Annotated in this window: 17 protein-coding genes; 8 read left to right on the forward strand and 9 right to left on the reverse strand. The window is 67.2% G+C overall.

Annotation, left to right across the window (positions count from 1 at the left end):
* Window positions 1-532: 532 nt before the first annotated feature.
* A complete protein-coding gene (locus tag C6V83_RS13645; protein WP_105942848.1) occupies window positions 533-1,822 on the reverse strand; it encodes a deoxyguanosinetriphosphate triphosphohydrolase in 1,290 nt (429 codons plus the stop codon).
* A 331-nt stretch (window positions 1,823-2,153) separates the two neighbouring features.
* Entirely contained in the window at window positions 2,154-2,699 is a 546-nt protein-coding gene (locus C6V83_RS13650) for a cold-shock protein (RefSeq protein WP_407646167.1), read from the reverse strand.
* A gap of 269 nt (window positions 2,700-2,968) precedes the next feature.
* Between C6V83_RS13650 and C6V83_RS13655 the strand changes: the two genes are divergently transcribed.
* Window positions 2,969-3,487, forward strand: a complete 519-nt coding sequence (locus C6V83_RS13655) for a TrmH family RNA methyltransferase (protein ID WP_105942850.1) — start codon at window positions 2,969-2,971, stop codon at window positions 3,485-3,487.
* A 195-nt stretch (window positions 3,488-3,682) separates the two neighbouring features.
* Window positions 3,683-5,389, forward strand: a complete 1,707-nt coding sequence (locus tag C6V83_RS13660) for an HNH endonuclease signature motif containing protein (RefSeq protein ID WP_159067521.1) — start codon at window positions 3,683-3,685, stop codon at window positions 5,387-5,389.
* 257 nt (window positions 5,390-5,646) lie between these two features.
* On the opposite strand, the gene C6V83_RS13665 is transcribed toward C6V83_RS13660, so the two are convergent.
* Genes C6V83_RS13665 through C6V83_RS13690 form a run of 6 tightly spaced genes read right to left on the reverse strand, consistent with a single transcriptional unit; the run spans window position 5,647 to window position 11,268 of the window.
* Window positions 5,647-6,456, reverse strand: coding sequence for an anti-sigma factor (locus C6V83_RS13665; protein WP_105942852.1), 810 nt, complete (start codon window positions 6,454-6,456; stop codon window positions 5,647-5,649).
* Complete coding sequence (sigK, locus tag C6V83_RS13670; RefSeq protein ID WP_105942853.1) at window positions 6,449-7,018, reverse strand: ECF RNA polymerase sigma factor SigK; 570 nt, start codon at window positions 7,016-7,018, stop codon at window positions 6,449-6,451. The genes C6V83_RS13665 and sigK overlap by 8 nt, the downstream gene beginning before the upstream one ends.
* Window positions 7,019-7,041: 23 nt before the next feature.
* Window positions 7,042-7,848, reverse strand: a complete 807-nt coding sequence (locus tag C6V83_RS13675; protein ID WP_105942854.1) for a DUF1295 domain-containing protein — start codon at window positions 7,846-7,848, stop codon at window positions 7,042-7,044.
* The gene (locus C6V83_RS13680; RefSeq protein ID WP_105942855.1) at window positions 7,845-9,140 is read right to left on the reverse strand and encodes a class I SAM-dependent methyltransferase; all 1,296 of its coding nucleotides are present in this window, start codon (window positions 9,138-9,140) and stop codon (window positions 7,845-7,847) included. The genes C6V83_RS13675 and C6V83_RS13680 overlap by 4 nt, the downstream gene beginning before the upstream one ends.
* Complete coding sequence (locus C6V83_RS13685) at window positions 9,137-9,946, reverse strand: DUF1365 domain-containing protein (RefSeq protein ID WP_105942856.1); 810 nt, start codon at window positions 9,944-9,946, stop codon at window positions 9,137-9,139. The genes C6V83_RS13680 and C6V83_RS13685 overlap by 4 nt, the downstream gene beginning before the upstream one ends.
* Complete coding sequence (locus tag C6V83_RS13690) at window positions 9,943-11,268, reverse strand: NAD(P)/FAD-dependent oxidoreductase (RefSeq protein ID WP_105942857.1); 1,326 nt, start codon at window positions 11,266-11,268, stop codon at window positions 9,943-9,945. The genes C6V83_RS13685 and C6V83_RS13690 overlap by 4 nt, the downstream gene beginning before the upstream one ends.
* A gap of 181 nt (window positions 11,269-11,449) precedes the next feature.
* Between C6V83_RS13690 and C6V83_RS13695 the strand changes: the two genes are divergently transcribed.
* Window positions 11,450-12,082, forward strand: a complete 633-nt coding sequence (locus tag C6V83_RS13695; RefSeq protein ID WP_105943957.1) for a lipocalin family protein — start codon at window positions 11,450-11,452, stop codon at window positions 12,080-12,082.
* Window positions 12,083-12,105: 23 nt separating this feature from the next.
* Here C6V83_RS13695 and C6V83_RS13700 read toward each other — a convergent pair whose 3' ends face one another.
* Window positions 12,106-13,491 (reverse strand): L-serine ammonia-lyase, encoded by a 1,386-nt coding sequence (locus tag C6V83_RS13700; RefSeq protein ID WP_325027355.1) that lies wholly within the window; start codon window positions 13,489-13,491, stop codon window positions 12,106-12,108.
* 159 nt (window positions 13,492-13,650) lie between these two features.
* Here C6V83_RS13700 and C6V83_RS13705 point away from each other — a divergent pair, with 159 nt between their 5' ends.
* From C6V83_RS13705 to C6V83_RS13725, 5 genes are read left to right on the forward strand one after another with little or no spacing between them, the layout of a single operon-like run.
* Window positions 13,651-15,045, forward strand: a complete 1,395-nt coding sequence (locus tag C6V83_RS13705; protein ID WP_105942858.1) for a purine-cytosine permease family protein — start codon at window positions 13,651-13,653, stop codon at window positions 15,043-15,045.
* 33 nt (window positions 15,046-15,078) lie between these two features.
* Window positions 15,079-15,528, forward strand: coding sequence for a RidA family protein (locus C6V83_RS13710; protein ID WP_105942859.1), 450 nt, complete (start codon window positions 15,079-15,081; stop codon window positions 15,526-15,528).
* 60 nt (window positions 15,529-15,588) lie between these two features.
* On the forward strand, window positions 15,589-17,103 hold the full coding sequence (locus C6V83_RS13715; protein ID WP_105942860.1) for a 4-hydroxyphenylacetate 3-hydroxylase N-terminal domain-containing protein: 1,515 nt from the start codon (window positions 15,589-15,591) through the stop codon (window positions 17,101-17,103).
* Between the two features lie 53 nt (window positions 17,104-17,156).
* On the forward strand, window positions 17,157-17,705 hold the full coding sequence (locus C6V83_RS13720) for a flavin reductase family protein (protein ID WP_159067522.1): 549 nt from the start codon (window positions 17,157-17,159) through the stop codon (window positions 17,703-17,705).
* Entirely contained in the window at window positions 17,702-18,481 is a 780-nt protein-coding gene (locus tag C6V83_RS13725; RefSeq protein WP_105942862.1) for a cyclase family protein, read from the forward strand. The genes C6V83_RS13720 and C6V83_RS13725 overlap by 4 nt, the downstream gene beginning before the upstream one ends.
* Window positions 18,482-18,511 lie beyond the last annotated feature (30 nt).

Consider the following 18,511-nt stretch of genomic DNA (forward strand, 5'->3'; position numbering starts at 1 on the left):
GTGGAGCAATCCCGAGACCTGAGAACGGACGGGTGGCAGCATCCGTCTCATGGTGCCCGAGCAGACGCCCCCGACGTCTCCGATCGTCCTGCCCCTCCGGAAGGACGGAACGGAACCGATCCACGGTGCCGGCGAGTCGCCTACCTCGACTCTCCACGACTTCTGGTCCTGGGCGTATTCAGACCTGCTGAGCAACGCTCTGCGCGGGGTGCTGGCCGAGTACGCGCACCAACGAATACAGCTCCGAGTGCAAACGACAAGGCGACGTCTATGTCTTCTGCCTGTTCACCGCGACCGACCGCGCCAGTGCCGACCCGCTCGACGTCAGTCAGTGGCAGTTTCTCGTGGCTTCCACTGCTCTGCTGAACGAGAGGTTCCCCGAGCACAAGTCGCTGTCCGTCTCGACCCTGCGTAAGGCTGCAGGAGTGGTGCAGTGCGGCTTCTCCGACGTCAAAGCGGCGGTATCGGCAGCAGCTCCGGCGTCACCGAACGATGTCGGAGCGCCGAACGGTTCGCTCTAGCGGTGCCGGAGCTAACCCAAGTGCGCCTGCACTTCCGCGCTGCTTCTGTCGAGTCGCTCCAAACGACCTTCCGTCATCGAGGCGATCTGATCGGTCACCACCCGCATACGGTCCGCATCGCTGGCCGCGGCCTCCCACTCGGGCACCAGGATCGGATCCAGGTCGCCCGGCGCGGTGTTCAGCAACAACGTCGACACGCGATGAATGCGGTCACGCTGCCGGTCCTGCTTCGCTCGGTGCTTGCGGTCCGAGAAGATGAACCTCAGCGCGACCGTCTTCAGCATGGCCACCTCGGCCGCGATCTCCGGCGGGACCGAAAGTTCGGCGTCGTACCGGCGCAGCGGACGGTTCCCTTCCTCCGCACGAGTCGCACTGATCGCCGCCGAAGCGAAGCGGCCGATCAGCTCCGACGTCAACCGTTTGAGTGCTACCGACGAATCGAGTGAACCGTCGTACCGTCCGACGGCCCGGAAGATCTCCATCTCCGACAGGCGCTGTGCGGCGTCGACCATCGCGTCCGCGTCGACGCCGTCGAAATACCGGACCGCGATCTCAGCTAGCTCGCTTTGGTCCTCCCGAGATCCCAACTGGCGCAGGTCGATTCGGCCGCTGACTACACCGTCTTCGAGGTCGTGCACCGAGTAGGCGATGTCGTCGGACCAGTCCATCACCTGCGCTTCGAGGCAGCGTCGTCCTTCGGGAGCACCTCGCCGCACCCAGTCCAGCGCCGGCTCGTCCTCCACGTACGCCCCGTACTTGGTGCCGGGCGCCTGGCGGCTCCACGGATACTTCAGCGTCGCGTCCAGCGACGCCCGCGTCAGGTTCAGTCCGGCACTGCGTCCGTCCGGTCCGATGATCTTGGGCTCCAACGACGTCAAGATGCGCAGGTTTTGGGCGTTGCCCTCAAAGCCGCCGTAGTCGCGCATCACCTCGTCGAGCGCACGTTCCCCGTTGTGGCCGTACGGCGGATGCCCGATGTCGTGGGCGAGACCGGCGAGCTCCACCAAGTCCGGATCGCAACCGAGCCCCTCGGCGATCCCCCTCCCGATCTGACCCACCTCCAGCGAGTGCGTCAGTCGCGTACGCGGGGTGTCGCCTTCGCGCGGGCCGACCACCTGCGTCTTGTCGGCGAGCCGGCGCAGCGCAGCACAGTGCAGCACCCGCGCACGATCACGCGCGAACGCGCTCCGGTGATCGGTCGCCGGGTTCGACCGCTCGACCTGCTTGGGCGCCTCCTGGACGACTCGCTCCAGGTCGTGGTCGTCGTACGTCGCGATGGGCGGCTGGTGGTCGTTCGGCAAAGGGTCCGGCTTCTGTCTCGGCGTTGGATGGTCTCGGCACGACTCGCGTCGCGGCTCGTCGGCTCAACCGGCGTTGCTACGTTCCTACCTGGTCCGACGACCTCTCGGCCGCTTTCGCGGCGCGTGTCGGTCTGCTCACCGCGAAGATCCGCCGACGGGCGATGTCCGTCGGCGGCTCTTCGGGGTCTCGACTTCGCTCGACCAGCGAGGGGCAGCTCGACCAGCGAGAAGGCAGCTCGACCAGCGAGGGGTCAGCTCGACCCGCAATGATCAGCGCTCGACCGGCGAGGGTCGTCTCGACCCGCAGGTGGTCAGCTCGACCGGGCTGTGGTCAGCCGTTCCAGCCGCGCGCGACGGCCAGGTCCATCAGCTTGTTGCGGATCGAGGTGATCTGGCGCGCGGTGATGTCCGGCGACGCGTCGATCAGGAGCTCGGTGAACTCGTTGAACAGCGGCGTCCCGGCGTGCGGGGAACGACGCGGGCCGCGGTCACGATCGTCACGGCCACCGCGGCGATCGTCCCGACGGTCACCACGATCGAAGCCGCCGCGACGATCGTCGCGGCCACCACGGCGGTCGTCGCGACGATCGAAACTGCCTCGGTTCTCGTCGCGACGCTGTGCCCGCTCGAAGGCCGGCGACTCCCCCGGCGGGGCCTCCTCGGTCACCTTCAGGTTCGTGGCCTTGGCGCCGCGGTCGGTCTCCTCGACGTCGAACTCGACCTTGGCCCCGGGGCGCAGCTGGCCCTCGTCGATGCCGTGGACGTCGTTGACATGCAGGAACACGTCGTCCCCGCCGCTCTCCCGCGAAAGGAACCCGAACCCCTTGTTCGGATCGAAATGCACGACCTTGCCGCTGACACTCACCGCAACACTCACTCTCTGCGCCGTCGACTCACTCGGACCCCTTGCCCGTGCGACGGATACCGCTTGTGCTCACTATGCCCTATTCCGCCTGTTCATACGTACCTCTCCGGTGCCTCGCGACCTGCGGTTGGTCACGCTCGCTCCGCCCAGGGCGTGACGAAGCGTTCTGGATCGACGGCCGCCCGGGCGCGTACGCTGGACCGGCAACTACGACGATGGACCGGCGCCGCCGCTGAAAGGCGTCCTCTCATGATCAAGTCCGGAGCCCCCACCACGCGCCGATGAGCGGAGCGAAGTCCAAGCCGCAGCATGTTCGGGCCCACCGACGCGACGGCAGACACGGCTGCTGGGACCATCTCATCATCGCGCCTCTCTGGGTGGCGTACGACGCCAACCTCGGCACACTCCTGCGCACGTGCGACGCCGTCGGCGCGTGCCTGGCCGTCCCCCGCAGTCCGCATTACCGGAACGCCCTGCGCGTCGGCGACACCCTGCGCCGTCGGCGGCCGTGCATCCACTGGGTGACGATCGGCAAGATCCGCTGGCTCGACGAGCAGCGGCAGGCCGGCAAACGGCTCGTCGCGGTCGAACTCGCCGAGGGTGCGACACCACTGCCCCGCCTGGCTCCCGCACGCGGACCGTCGGTCCTCCTCCTCGGCCACGAGCACCAGGGGGTGCCCGACGACGTCCTCGCCGGCGTCGACGAGTGCGTCGAGATTCCGATGGTCGGCTACGGAGCGAGCCTGAACGTCGCCGTCGCGGGAAGTCTGGTGGCGTACCGGCTCGCCGGTCTGTCGTGAGGGAAGCCGGCGACGGAGGCGCCCTACCCCAATCATCTTCTGAGGTTCCGCTGCCTACACATCTGATGCGCACCCTCCTGCTGAGCGGAGAGCAGAATTGTCAGAGGCTCGTCGTAGAGTGACGTCAGACACACAAGGAGAACCGGCACCAGCGGTTCTACCAGCGGGAACAGCACTTCGGGGGAGGTGAACATCGTGACCGTCAACGGCATCTCGTACAACGACGACGCCACCCGGAGCGCGCCCAGCACCGCAAGTCTCGACACTCCTGGTTTCGACGCAGATACGCTGATCGCCGGCCTGTCGCCCGCAGAACTGCTGGCGGTACAGACCGCCACCGAGAAACGCTTGAGCGCCGAGGCAACCGCACTGTTGGCCGCCGAGTCCGACGACGGTCTGCTGGGTCTGCTCGACGCCCGTGAACAGGCCCACCGCCGGGCGGAGGTGTTCGATGCCGCCCTGTACATCGAGGTCTCCGACCGTGGCGTGTACCGGCGCGCCGGACACATCTCGACCCACCAGCTCTACGCCCACGGCGCTCGCCTGGGTGTGGATGAGGCCCGCCGCCGCCGGGTCACCGCCGAAGGCATCGGCGCGATGGGCGCCCTGACCGGCGAACGCCTCGAACCCCGCCTCGCAGCGACCGCGACGGCGGTCGCGGACGGAGACGCCGGCGGCGCCCACGTCGCCGCCGTCACCGAGATCATGGACAAGCTCCCCTCGGCGGTCACCCACGATCAGCGCGTCAAAGCCGAAGCCATGCTCGCCGACGCCGCCCGCCGCCTGGACCCGGCCGCGGTCACCGTGGTCGGCAACCGGATCCTGGCCTGGCTCGACCCCGACGGCACCCTCGCCGACGACCACGACCGTCAGCGCCGCCGCACGTTCAACCTGCAGCCGCAGAACCGGCAGTTGATGAGCAAGGTCCGGGCGCTGCTCACCCCGGTGTTGCGCGCGAAGTTGGAGGTGGTCTTGCATCAGTGGGCCACTACGGGGATGAACAACCCGGACGACCCGGATTCCCCGCGTGGCGCGGCCGACCAACCCGGCCTCGACCCCGCCGTCCTGGCGGCCGCGGCAGAGCGGGACACCCGCACGCTCGGGCAGCGTCAGCACGACGCCCTCCAAGCATTGTGCGACTGGGCCCTCGCGCTGGCCGGGCAACCCGCACCCACCCGGATCCCCTCACAAGTAGTCGTGACCGTGACCGATGAGGATCTGGCGCGGCAGGCTGGGATCGGCTGGACCGCCACCGGCACCCGCATCCCGGTGTCTGATCTGGTGCAGTTCGCCGCCGACACCATCCCGTATCTGGCGGTGTTCTCCCAAGCCACCGGACAAATCCTGTACCTGGGGCGCGCCAGCCGGTTCGCCACCGCAGCACAACGGCTGGCATTGTTCGCCCGCGACCGGGGATGCACCGCACCGGGCTGCACCGTCCCGTTCATCCGCACCCAAGCTCACCATATGCCTGATTGGTCAGACGACGGTGTCACCGATATCGACCGGTTGGGTGGGGCGTGCGGCCGGCACAACCGGATGAACGGCACAACCCCGGGGCACTGGGAGTCGACGGTCCTCACCTTCGGGCCCGACGCCGGACGCGTCGGCTGGCGGCCCGTCGGGCGCGGCACCCGGTGGCAGAGCAACATCATGTTCCACCCCGAACGCCTCGCACCCGACCCCGCCCGTGTCCCAGCAGCAGGTGAACCGACCGCCGACACCGGACCACCCGACACGACCGACTCCCGCGAGGACACCGACGGACCGCGCGGCAACACACGAATGCCCGACGTCAGCGCATTGCGTGAAGTGATCGCTGCACCGGACGCGACCGGGCCACCGGGCGAACACCGGACTGCCCGTCCATTCCGGATCGTGCACGGACACTGGGTCGCCTGACACCGGGCCACTCGGCGACCCCGCACCACCAGTCGACCCCGGACCACCCGAGGACCTCGGACCACCCGAGGATCTCGGGCCGCCCGAGGAGCGAGACCAGGACCTGGACCGGGACGACGATCGATCGAATCCGACGATCATCGTCCACCACCGGCCGACCCGGCGCCGCCTACGCCCGCGCAGGACCGACGATGACCATCGACCGCACATCTACCGGCGACGACCAGGACCGCACACGCACTTCATCTCCCGGCACCTCAGTCGAATGGAACGCGCGCAACGACATCGCCCGTCGGCTGCGGCGAACCTCCCGGCGGCTCCACGGTGAACGCCAGTCCGGACGCATCGCGCACACCGGTGATCACCGCGGTCGTCGACGGGGCCACGTCCTCCGGCCCCATCGTGCCCGCCGGCGTCATCGAACCGTCCACACCTTCGAGCCACATCTGGTACACGGATCCCGGCTGCGGCGGCGGGACGTCGTTCATCACCAGCACCGCCGCATCCGCCGAGTCCGAGTAAGTGACGGTCGCACGACCGGTCGCCACCGCCCCCGACCTCGACGCGACGTCTTTGGCGGAGAACACCTGCTCGGCGACCGGTGGCTGCCGAGGCGGCGATTCCCCGCCGGTACCGAACAGCCAGCCCACCACCCCGGCGATCACCGCGATGGCCGCCGCCGCGGCGAGGTACGTGAGGGCTCGGCGCCGCCGGCCCCACAGCGTCGCCACCGGCTCCGACGACGAGGCGGCGTCGCCCGCGGTCTCGCCGACGATCCCCGTACCGCGGCCCTCCGCGGCGTCGACGACGTCGGCGGAGTCGGCGTCCGCGGGCCCGCCAGTCGCCGCGCTGAGGACCGCGTCACGCAGATGCACAGGCGGTGGGGTGGCGGTCACGGCGCTGACGCGGGCCATCGCCTCACGGGTGGCGCGCAACGCCGCCGCGTAAGCGGACTGGACCTCCGGTGCGGCCTCCCGCAACGCCGCCTCGACTTCCGCCAGTTCTGCGTCGTCGAGAGCGTCCAGGCCGGCCAAGGTCGCCATTTCGATGAGCTCGTCATCAGACATCGCTGTCCCCCAAGCACTTCCGGAGACGAATCAGGCCATCTCGAATACGGGACTTCACGGTCGGGAGCGCCACGGACAGACGCTCGGCCACCTGACGGTAGGTCAGGCCCTGGTAGTAGGCGAGATCGACGGACTGACGCTGCGTGTCGGTCAGCGACTCGAGGCAGCCCAGCACCTGCTCGGTGGTCTCGCGCGCGGCCACCGACTCGGCGACGTGGTCGAACTCGCGGTCAGACGCGGCCGCCGCGTAGCGCAGGTCCCGATCGGTGGTGGCCACCTCGCTGCGTACCCGATCCACGGCCCGCCGATGTGCGATGGTCAGCAACCAGGCGAGGGCGGATCCCGACCGCGCGTCGAACGACCCGGCCGACCGCCACACCTGCAGGTACACCTCCTGCGTAACCTCCTCGCTGTAACCGGGGTCGCGCATCACCCGCAGAACCATCCCGTACACGCGAGAGCTGGTCTGGTCGTAGAACTCGCCGAACGCCGCGGTGTCGCCCGAAGCGACCCGCTCGAGCAGTTGCGGAAGCGCAGACCCCGCCGACGTCGTCACAGTCACGACGATAACCCACCGATCACGCGCTAACCCACGGCGCGCCGACGGGGCGGGCGTGGAACGAAGAACGAGGTGCGCCGCTGGTACTCGGCGTACCCGGGCCGCCCGCTCATCGACTTCTCCAGCAGCCGGGCACCGGTGGCGACGACCAGGAAGTAGGTCATCGCCGATGGCGAGAGCACGGTCAGCACGCCGGGCCACGCGCTGGCGGCGATCAGCCACAGGCCCCACCACAGACACGCATCGCCGAAGTAGTTCGGATGCCGCGTCCAGGCCCACACACCAGACTCCATGATCCGGCCCCGATTGGCGGGGTCGGCCTTGAACCTCCGGAGTTGGGCGTCGCCGATCGCCTCGAATCCGAAGCCCACCGCCCACAACACGACACCGGCACCCAGCGCGACGGCCGCCGGTCCGGTGGTGGGTACCGTCACGGCCGAGACCTGCAACGGCAGCGAGACGAACCACTGCGCCGCGCCCTGGGTGCCGAACACCCGACGAGCGGCGACGCGGGCCGGCGGACCGTCGTACTTCGCCAGCAACTCGACGTAGCGCGGGTCCTCGCCGTGCCCGCGGCACTTGACGTACATGTGCCACGAGAGCCGCAGACCCCAGACGGTCACCAGCACGGCCAGCAGCCAGCCGCGCACCGGGTCGCCGCCGCCGACGAGCAGCGCCAGCCACGCCACCCCGACGAAGCCCAGACCCCAGCCGACATCGACCACGTTGTAGCGGCCGATTCGATGGCCGACCGCGAACATCACGGTCTGCAGCACCGCCAGCACCAGCAGTGAGGCCCCGGCGACCACCCCGAAACCGGCCCACCCGGTCATCGGGAGAGTCCCACCTGAACGACGTCGAGATAGCCTGCGCGGAAGCCGGCCTCGGAGTACGCCAGGTACAGATCCCACATCCGCAGAAACGTGCGGTCGAAGCCCATGGCCAGCACCTCGTCCTCGCGGGAGTCGAACCGTTCCCGCCAGAGGCGCAGCGTCTCGGCGTAGTGCATGCCGTACGACGACGTGCCGGTGACGCGGAGCGACGTGCGCTCCCGCACCACGTCGCCGATCCCCTCCAGCGAGGTGAGCTGGCCTCCCGGGAAGATGTACTTCTGCACCCACGTGCGGGTGTTCTCCGACGCCAGCAGCCGATCGTGCGGCATGGTGATCGCCTGGATCGCGACGCGGCCGCCCGGTACGAGCAGCCGGTCGATGCATCCGAAGTACGCGGGCCAGTACGCACGGCCGACGGCCTCGATCATCTCGACGGAGACGACAGCGTCGTATTCGCCGCCGACCTCCCGGTAGTCGCAGAGGTCGATCGTTACCCGATCACCCAGACCGGCGTCGTCGATGCGACGACGCGCCAGATTCCGCTGCTCGACCGACAGCGTCACCGACCGGACCGTGGCGCCCCGCGCGGCCGCGCGCACACACAGTTCTCCCCACCCGGTGCCGATCTCCAACAGTCTGGTCCCGGGACCGACGCCGGCAAGATCCAGCAGTCGGTCGATCTTGCGGCGCTGCGCCGCGGCCAGCTCGCTCCACGAGAACCGTGTGTCATGGGCGGGCTCGGTCCCGAACACCGCCGCCGAGTAGCTCATCGTCTCATCGAGGAACGCCGCGAAAAGGTCGTTGGACAGGTCGTAGTGGTGCGCGACGTTCGCGCGGGTGTTCACCGTCGTGTTCTCCTCGTCGTCGAGCTGCCGCGGGAGCAGCACACGCCGCAAGCCCTGCAACGGTCCGGGGACCAGCGCTGCCGCTTCGCGGGCGAACGGGGTGAGGACGCCGACGAGATCGTCGCTGGTCCAGTCGCCCGCCATATAAGCCTCACCGAATCCGATCAGCCCCGTCGCGCCGATCCGGCGTGCGAAGGGTCCGGGGCGTCGAATGATCATTCGCGGCGGAACATCGTCGGCACCTGAGGCGAGGAGCGAGCCGTCGGGGTACTCGACGCGAACGTCCGCCCGCCGCGCGGCCCGGCGAAACAGCATCGCCGCGGCACGGCCCCGGGTGCGCGCCGCGATGCCGGTGGGCACAGCGGCCACGTCCGGCCACCGCTGCGCCGCTTGCGCGGAGGCTTCATCGCAGGGTGTCGCTGCGTGGTAGATCGCATTGTTGCTCATCGTTGACTCTCACTCCTCGTGATCGGTTGGTCACTGGTGACGTGTTCGGTGGCGACCGTCGTCGTCCGCTCGGGGCTCGGCGAGCGAAGAATCGGAAGGCGCTTGAGCCACAGTCGGATTCCCTGAATGCGAATTCGGAGGGCGACCACCCACGGCGCCAGGGGCGTCGTCACCTGGGCAAGCGCCACGCGGCGGGCCGTGACCGGCAGTGCGCGTCCGGCGAGAGTCGCGAGGAACGGTTCTTCGTCCGGTCTTTCCAGCACGACCGACAGTCCGATCCGCCCGTCCTCGCGCGGCTCCGGCAGGTGCAGGCGATAGTGGCCGGTCAGGTCGTTGAACGGTGAGACGGGGAACTCCTTCTCCACCACGGCCCGCCCGAACTGATCGACGTCGAGCACGTAGCAGTGACGGCCCCCGTACGTGTTGTGCACTTCGGCGACGACGTACGCGAGGGTGCCATCGGGCCGATGGCACCAGAACACGCTCAGTGGGTTGAACACGAATCCCGCGACCCGCGGAGACATCAGCGCTGTGACCGGTCCCGCCACCGGCTCGACACCGGCCCCACGCAGGTGACGTTCCAGCCGGCCGCGCAAAGTCTCGGCGACAGCGGGTGGCTCGGGGAAGTGGTCGGCAGCCCGAAATCGAGCGAACGGACGAAGCGGTGCCGCCAGCTGAGGCAGATCGTCGATGTCGATCAACCACGTGCGGCTGCGGTAGGAGAAGCGGTGGGTCACCGGACCGGCCCGCCGGTGCGCCACCCGCACCTCCGCGATCGCCGGAAGAAGAGGTCTCGACGTGCTCATCGCACCGCCTCCCGCACGTCCGGGACCTTCCAACGGACGCCGAGCCGCGCGGCGGCACGAACGCCCGAGGACGCGCCGTCCTCATGGAACCCCCAGCCGTGATAGGCGCCGGCGAAGGCGATCCGGTCGGTGTCCAGTTCGGGCAGCCGGCCCTGAGCCGCCACCGATTCGAGCGTGTAGACCGGATGCTCATAGGTCATCTCGTCGACGACCGATCCCGGATCCACCAGGTCGGTCCGGCCCATCGTGACCAGCATCCTCGGTTCGTCGTTCGGCAGCCGCATGAGTCTGGTCAGGTCGTAGGTCACGACGATCGGCGAGGGCCTCCGGTCGTCGCCGGGACCCTCACCTCCCCGGATCTGGTAGTTCCACGAGGCTCGGGCACGGTGTGCCCGCGGCAGCACGGATTCGTCGGTGTGCAGTACCGCGTGTTTGCGCAGGTAGGGCATCGCGCCGAGGACAGCTCGCTGATCGGCGGAGGGCCGCTCGAACAGTGTCAGCGCCTGGTGCGGATGAGTGGCGACGACGACTCCGTCGAACGTGTCGGTGTGGACTGCCGTACCGCGTTGCGACACCACCTCGACGCCGGTACCGGACTCGCGCAGCATCCGTACCGGCGACGACAACCGGATCTCCCCGCGCGCGGCGATGCCCCGGGCGAGCGCGTCGACGTAGACGGCCGAACCGCCCACCACCGTGCGCCACGTCGGAGAGCCGAACACCGACAGCATCCCGTGATGGTCCAGGAAGGCGAATAGGTAGCGGGCCGGATAATCCGCCGCGGTATCGGCGTCGCACGACCACACCGCGGCCACCAGCGGAAGCAGGAAGTTCTCCTGGAAGTAGCTGGAGAACCCCTCGCGGTCGACGAAGTGCGCGAGCGATTCCTGCGCGCCGTCAGTGGCCAGCAGTCGGTGCGCCGACCGATGGAATCGCCGGACTTCTCCGAGCATCCGCAGATAGCGGGGCCGCGCGAGATTCGTCGCGGTCGGGAACAACCCGGACAGGCCCAATGCCCCGGCGTACTCGAGTCCGGTGATCTCCGACCGCACCGACATCGACATGTCGGTCTCCTGCGTGGCCACCCCCAACTCGGCGAACAACCGCTGCAACGTCGGGTACGTCCGGTCGTTGTGCACGATGAAGCCGGTGTCGACGGCGAGTTCCCTGCCCGACGGCGTGGTGACACGGTGTGTGTCAGCGTGGCCGCCGAGCCGGTCGTCGGCCTCGAACAGGGTCACCGAATGTGCCTTGGCGAGTACGTGCGCGGCGGTGAGACCTGCCACGCCGCTGCCCACGACGGCAAGTGATCGTCTTGTCATGCCAGTGGTTCGGAGCCGACTCCGGCGCGGATGGGTGACGGCACCGGAAACGGCCGTCGTCGGTCGCTGAACCGTTTCGGCACGCGCACCCATCCGCCGCGGTGGCGGCACCGAATGACAAGTGACCAGCGACGGCGATCAACGACATCGTCCGTCGTTCACCTGGCAGTCAGGAGCACTCATGACGATCCGGTCTCGCGCATTTCGGTACTTCGGGGCGGGGATACTCGCCGCACTGCTGACGGCGGTCCCAGCCATCACGCCCGCATCTGCCGCGCCCGCTACGCCGCTGCAGCCGGTGGACAAGCTCGACGTGGAGAGGTATCTGGGCACCTGGTGGCAGCAGGCCGCGATTCCGGGCTTCTACAGCATTCGCTGCGCCCGGGACACCTCTGCCCGTTACGGTCTGATCGACGAGACGACCATCTCCGTCGACAACACCTGCATCTCATCGACCGGCGCGCGTGACGGCGTTCGGGGACGCGCCAAGGTGGTCGATCCGGAATCCAGAGCACAGCTCTCCGTGAGTTTCCCGGACGTCCCGTTCAGCGTCGACCCGCACGACCGACCGAACTACGTCGTCGCGTGGGTGGCGAGCGGCAACGATCCCGACGGACCGTACGAATACGCCATCGTCGGTGATCCCGACCGGTTGTCGGGATTCATCCTCACGCGCGACCGGGTGATTCCCACGAGCACGCTGCTGGCGTTGCGCAGCGAAGTGAGCAGGCTCGGCTTCCACACCTGTTTGTTCCTCACCTCCCCGACGACCGGTGGCCGAAGCGACTACACCCCGCTGTGCCGCGTGGCCTGACCTCCCCGCGCGGCGCCGGTGATTCAGCACACCGGAACGTTGGCAGCGAGGCCTCCCAGCGACGTCTCCTTGTACTTCGCGTGCATGTCAGCGCCCACCTGAGCCATCGTCGTGACCGCCGTATCCAGCGACACCCGGTTGCGCGGTTCACCTTCGGCTAACGTCAACATCGCTGCCTGCACCGCGGTGACCGCCGCGATCGCGTTGCGTTCTATGCACGGGACCTGGACCAGCCCGGCGACCGGATCGCAGGTGAGACCCAGGTGGTGCTCGATCCCGATCTCCGCGGCTTTGCCCACCTGCGCCGGGGTTCCGCCGAGGGCCGAACAGAGCGCGCCCGCCGCCATCGCACAGGCGGTGCCGACCTCTCCCTGGCAGCCGATTTCCGCGCCCGAGACCGACGCGCCGGCCTTGACGATCGCGCCGATCGCGCTGGCCGTCAGCAGCATGCCGACGGCGCCCTGTGCCCCTGCCCCGGCCGACCTCAGGTAGAAGTCCACGACGGCAGGAATGATGCCTGCCGCACCGTTCGTCGGCGCCGTCGCGACCCGGCGCCCAGCCGCGTTCTCCTCACTGACCGCCATCGCAGCGGCGTGCAGTCGCGAGAGCTCGGACACTGCTACCGGAGCGCCACCGGTGACCGCCGCGGTGAGACGCGGAGCTCGTCGCCGCAGTGCCAGGCTCCCCGGCAGGATGGAGTCGCTGGCGCTCGCGCCACGCTCGATGGCCGCATTCATCACCCCCCACACTCGTACGAGATGGTCGTCGGGACGGCGACCACGCGCCTCTTCGTTCTGCCGCACCACCTCGTCGATCGTCATCGAGTGACGCTCACAGATTTCGACGAGCTCAACGAAGCTGCCGAAATGCCACGGAATCGCACGCCGAGAGCCCGCCTGGTGCTCGCCCTCCATGAGTACCGTGCCTCCGCCGACCGACAGATACCGCCGCAGCAACAGCGGCCGCCCGTCGCCGTCGTAGGCGGCGATGTCGATCGCATTCGGGTGCCCCGCAGACCGGTCCTTCGGATCGAGCCGCACATCCTCTGGCCGCAACAGGAGGGGGCCGGCAGGCGAACGCACCCACGGATCCTCCGCCAACCGGTCCCATTGCCCCCGCACCAGGAGAGGGTCACAGTCCTCTGACCGCCACCCACGGAGTCCGGCTATCACGGCATCCGGTGTCCCATGGCCGACCCCGGTGGCGCCGAGTGCGCCAAGCAGGCGAACGGACACGCGATGGGGTCTGGGCCGACCTGGCAGACCGGCCAGCTCATCGACGAACGCACGCGCGGCCCGCATCGGCCCGACGGTGTGGCTGCTCGACGGTCCGATTCCGATTTTGAACAGGTCGTCCACTGATACATCACATGGACATTGTTCTGCCGTACACCATGAATTATTCAGCACACTTTGAGTGTATTACTGACGAAGTATCTCCGCATGCCCCAGCTAGATAGGTTGTTTCCTGGATGTTAACGACTGTTCGCATCAGATTTCTGGATCTACAGTTCCTACCGCACAGCTGTAGATTTTAGATACACCACAGATCTAGCCACAGGAGTTCCCATGCCAAGGAGCAATCCAGGGATCGTCGAAGAACTCACGATCCAACCCGTGCCCGCCGACCAGCGAACCGGCACCGCACGACATCTGTTCGCCGTCTGGTTCGGCGTTCAGGTGATGCCGTTGACCCTGGTGACCGGCGTGCTCGGGCCGACCGTCTTCGGATTGGGCGCCGCATCCTCGATCATCGCCATCGTCATCGGCAATCTGATCGGGGCCTTCTTCATGGCGCTGCACTCGGTACAGGGCGCCAAACTCGGAGTGCCGCAGATGATTCAGGCCCGGGCACAGTTCGGCTTCTACGGATCGTTACTGGTGATCGCCGTGGTCATCCTCATGTACCTGGGCTTCCTGGCCTCGATCATCGTGCTCGCCGCCGACACCCTGATCGCGCTGTTCCCGGATCTGGGCACCATCCCGGCCCTGGCCGTCAGCACCCTGATCACCCTGATGGTCGTCGTCTTCGGGTACGAGGTCATCCACCGCGTCAACCGGATCCTGCTGGGACTCTTCGCACTGGCGGTGCTCCTCATCGCCGTGTACGTCGCGGTCTCTGCCGGCCAGGAGCCCGCCGAAGTCGGCTCGTTCTCGCTCGTCGGCTTCATCGGAATGGCATCGACGGCCGCCATCTGGCAGATCGCGTACGCGCCTTATGTGTCCGACTATTCCCGATACCTCCCGAAGGACACCTCACCACGTGCCGCGTTCGGCTACACCTACGGCGGTGCCGTCATCGGCGCGATTCCGATGATGATCCTCGGCTCGCTACTGGTGACCGTCGCCGGCGGCGCCGGTTCCGTCGCTCAGCTGACCGACATGATGCCGGGGCCGATCAGCGCGTTCGTTCTGATCATGCTGTTCCTCGGGGCGATCGACGCCGCCGTGATCAACCTCTATGGACCTGCGCTCTGTTCACTGTCTGTCGCCCAGACCTTCCGCCCCAGCTGGTCGCCGGGACCTGCCGCCCGAAACACCGTGGCCGCAGCCATCGCCGGGGTGGCGTTCTTCGTGGCCATGATGTTCGCCGACGACTTCCTCGTGAACTACTCGAACTTCATTCACTTCCTGATGTGCCTGCTGATCCCGTGGAGCATCGTGAACCTGGTCGACTACTACCTCGTCTCACACGGCCGGTACGACGTTCAGGCGTTCAACGATCCCAACGCCGGTTACGGCAAGTTCAACGTTCCGGCATTACTCACCTACGTCATCGGCTTCTGCGCTCAGCTCCCCTTCATGGCCGGCGCCTTCTACACCGGCTGGGTCTCAGAACGCATGAACTCCGCGGACCTGTCCTGGCTGGTCGGCTCCGTGGTGAGCCTCGTGGTCTACCTCGTGCTAGTGCGCCGGACCACCACCAGCCCGACTCTGCCGGCGAAGACCCCGACCTTCGTCTGAGCCACCCCATCGAACCCCAAGGAGGACACTTCCATGACTACGAGCACAGAACTGCTCGTCGGCGACGGCACCGATCGCCAGCGCCTGATGAACAGCACCTGGACGCACCACATCCCCACACCGTTCGCCCAGGGCTGGAGGGTGGGGCGGCTGGTGTTCACCGGCGGGCAGCTGTCGGCAGACGAGCACGGCAATGTCGTCGGAGCAGGCGACATCGAGGTGCAGACGCGCAACGTCTTCGATTCGCTCACCTCCGTTCTGCACGAGGCCGGCGCCACCTGGAACGACGTGGTGAAGCTCAACACCTACTACTGCTTCGACGGGAGCGGAGACGAGGTTCAGCAGAACTGGGAAACCATGACCCGGGTTCGGATGGAGTACCTGCCCGACGAAGGGCCCGCCGGAACCGGAGTTCGAGTGGCCGGGCTCATGTACGACGGCTTCCTCATCGAAGTCGAGGCCATCGCCGTCATCGCCGGCTGACGCCTGAGCACTCGCCACCCAAACCCCACCCATCTCTCGACTTCAAAGGAACGATTCACGATGACCTCCCTTACCCCAGCAACCACGTCACTGTCTCCAGAGACCGCCGCACGGCTCCGCGTGGACATGGTCACGTCCCAGCTCTCGGGGCCGACCGACCACCTGCTCACCGGCGAGCAGTACAAGGCCTCACTGCGCGACGGCCGCCGGATCATCAGTTCCGCCGGTGAGGAAATCAGCGACGTCACCACCCACCCGGACCTGCGGGCAGTCAACACCCTTGCCGCAGTCCAGGACGCACAGCTCGACCCCGAACTGCGCGACACGCTCACCTATGTCGGAGACGACGGCGGACGACGAGCGATCGGCTGGCAGGTGCCGCGCACCCGCGCCGACCTGCTCGCCAAACGCGAGGCCACTCGGGTAATCACCCAGCGAACCATGGGAATGTACGGTCGGCCCAATGATTACGGCGCCATGATGGCGCTGGGATTCCTTTCGACCATCGACCGAATCGAGGCCGAGAACCCGGAATTCGCTCAGAACATCCGCGACTTCGTCAGACTCTCGGGCGACCTGAACCTGCTCAGCACCGACCTCATCGCCGATCCGCAATCCGACAAGCGCATCCCCCGCAATGAACGGCCTTCTCAACTCAGGATCGTCGAGGACAAGCCCGAGGGAATCGTGCTCTCCGGAGCCAAGGTCGCCGGCAGTATCGGTTCGCTCACTCACTTCTTCACGCTGTCGACCACACTCGGCGAAGGCGTGGGCCCCGAGGCTGCGATCTGGGCCGCGATCCCGGTGAACTCCCCCGGTCTTAGCCTGATCCTGCGCGAACCGACCGCCCGCATGAATACTCCGCGCAACGACCACCCGCTCGACAATGCGGGCGAGGAACTCGATCAGACCATCCTCTTCGACAAGGTCTTCGTGCCGCGCGAGTTCGTGTTCAGCAAGTACAACCTGGATCTACTCACCCTCTACTACGAATCCTGCGCCTACTCACTTTGGTCGATCATGACGCGCCTGGCCTTCCGGGCCGAGATGTTCACGGGCGTCGCACAGGTCATCACCGAGATCCTGGGCACCGACAAGATTCCCGGCGTACAGGCCGCGGTGGCAGACATCACCCTCTACGCGCAGACCCTCAAGGCCTACTCGCTGGCGACGATCCACGAGTCCGTCGAATGGTGCGGCCTGCAGGTGCCCAATCCTGAGCTGACGACTGCAGGGCGCCTGTACTCGATCGAGAACTACCCCCGGATCACCTACCTCCTTCGCGATCTCTGCGGCCAGGCCCTGATTGCTCGCTGGCCGGAGAAGGTGTGGGACCACCCCGAGTTCGGCCCGCGGATGAACGAGTTCTTCCCTGGCACCGGCGTCACCGCGCGGGAGAAGAACACCTTCTTCAACTTCGTCTGGGACCTGGTCTCCGGTGCGCATGCCGGTCGAGTCGACCTGTTCGAGAATGTGAACGCCACCCCTCCCGCTTTCGTGCGACACCTGGTGTACAGCAAGACCGACCGCTCGGCTGCGGCACGCCGCGTTCGCGACTACGTGGGGATCGAATGATGACCGTTCACCTCGCCCGGTCCACTCAGCTCACGCGCTCGACAGTGCCGGCTATGGCACAGGAGGCAGCCGTACCCGGACAGATCCTGGGGGCGGAGTCGTTCCGAGCCTCGATGAGCAAGCTCACAACGGGAGTAGTCCTGGTCACCGCGCTGATCGACGACAGGCCCTGGGGTGTCACCCTCAGTTCGGTCTCCTCGTTCTCCGCCGATCCCGCGCGCCTGTCACTGTCGGTGACACACCGAAGTGCGCTCGGGCAACATCTGAGCCGTCACCACGCGGCTTTCGGCGTCTCGATCCTGACCGACAAGCTCGCTCCGCTCGCCCAGCAATTGGCGACCCCGGGCAAGCCGAAGTTCATCCCCGCACCGTATCTGGCCGAGGACGGCCCGACCACGCCACCGACGATCCAGGGTGCGATGGACAACCTGCACTGCCGCGTCGCCCACGTCGTCCAGGCACTCGACCACATTCTGGTGATCGCCGACGTCGTCGCCTCCGTGGTCGGCTCCGAAGTCGCTCACGCGCGTCCCTTGGCGTACTTCGACCGCAGCTTCGGCTCGTTCGCACCCAGCACCACAGAAGGAGATCAGCAACAATGACGTCCCTCGACCACGAGCGCCGCCAGCAGGCACCCACGCTCGGCACCGAACTGTTGACCAACCGGAAGAGAATCGTCGATCTGACACGGCCTCTCTACGAAGGGATGCCGATGTGGTTCGGGCATCAGCGCACCTTTACACCGGTCAACCAGACCCACGAACAGTTCAAGGAGCTTTACGGCACCGAGGACGGTTTCTACGCGCGAAACCTCGTGATCAGTGAGCACGCCGGTACCCATACCGACGCCACGATCGAATACGACCCTGACGGGTGCACCATCGACAACACCCCGCTGAGCTACTACTACGGTTCGGCGGTCTGTTTGGACCTGTCACACGTGACATTCCGCTCTCCTGACCCGGACCGCACAGGTTATGCCGGCCCCACAGACATTCAGAAGGCCGAGGAGAAGCTCGCCGCACAGGGCCAGCACATTCAACCCGGTGACATCGTTCTGGCCTGGTTCGACTACGGCGACCGCTGGTTTCCAGAACGCAAGTACATCGACGAGAATCCCGGATTCTCGTGGGAGGGTGCCGAGTATCTCGCCACAAAGGGGGTGGTAAACATCGGCACCGATTGCAACGCCATCGACAACAGTCTCGACAGCACCTTCGCGGGGCACATGGTGTGCAAGAAGTACGGCATAGTCAACACCGAGCATCTGGCGAACCTGGGCGAGTTGGCGAGCACCCGATTCGACTTCTACGGCCTGCCACTGAACATCCGGGGCGGCACCGGGTCGCCGATCCGGGCGATCGCGGTTCTCGACTGAGTCGATGACGCCGTCACCCGCGCAATCGTC

Origin of the sequence: Gordonia iterans (assembly GCF_002993285.1) — a bacterium.
Classification (GTDB): domain Bacteria; phylum Actinomycetota; class Actinomycetes; order Mycobacteriales; family Mycobacteriaceae; genus Gordonia; species Gordonia iterans.

Coding starts and splice junctions, on each gene's coding strand:
- C6V83_RS13655 (WP_105942850.1), top strand. CDS start 2,969: ATGAGCGGAGCGAAGTCCAAGCCGCAGCATGTTCGGGCCCACCGACGC.
- C6V83_RS13665 (WP_105942852.1), bottom strand. CDS start 6,456: ATGTCTGATGACGAGCTCATCGAAATGGCGACCTTGGCCGGCCTGGAC.
- C6V83_RS13675 (WP_105942854.1), bottom strand. CDS start 7,848: ATGACCGGGTGGGCCGGTTTCGGGGTGGTCGCCGGGGCCTCACTGCTG.
- C6V83_RS13680 (WP_105942855.1), bottom strand. CDS start 9,140: ATGAGCAACAATGCGATCTACCACGCAGCGACACCCTGCGATGAAGCC.
- C6V83_RS13685 (WP_105942856.1), bottom strand. CDS start 9,946: ATGAGCACGTCGAGACCTCTTCTTCCGGCGATCGCGGAGGTGCGGGTG.
- C6V83_RS13690 (WP_105942857.1), bottom strand. CDS start 11,268: ATGACAAGACGATCACTTGCCGTCGTGGGCAGCGGCGTGGCAGGTCTC.
- C6V83_RS13695 (WP_105943957.1), top strand. CDS start 11,450: ATGACGATCCGGTCTCGCGCATTTCGGTACTTCGGGGCGGGGATACTC.
- C6V83_RS13705 (WP_105942858.1), top strand. CDS start 13,651: ATGCCAAGGAGCAATCCAGGGATCGTCGAAGAACTCACGATCCAACCC.
- C6V83_RS13710 (WP_105942859.1), top strand. CDS start 15,079: ATGACTACGAGCACAGAACTGCTCGTCGGCGACGGCACCGATCGCCAG.
- C6V83_RS13715 (WP_105942860.1), top strand. CDS start 15,589: ATGACCTCCCTTACCCCAGCAACCACGTCACTGTCTCCAGAGACCGCC.
- C6V83_RS13720 (WP_159067522.1), top strand. CDS start 17,157: ATGGCACAGGAGGCAGCCGTACCCGGACAGATCCTGGGGGCGGAGTCG.
- C6V83_RS13725 (WP_105942862.1), top strand. CDS start 17,702: ATGACGTCCCTCGACCACGAGCGCCGCCAGCAGGCACCCACGCTCGGC.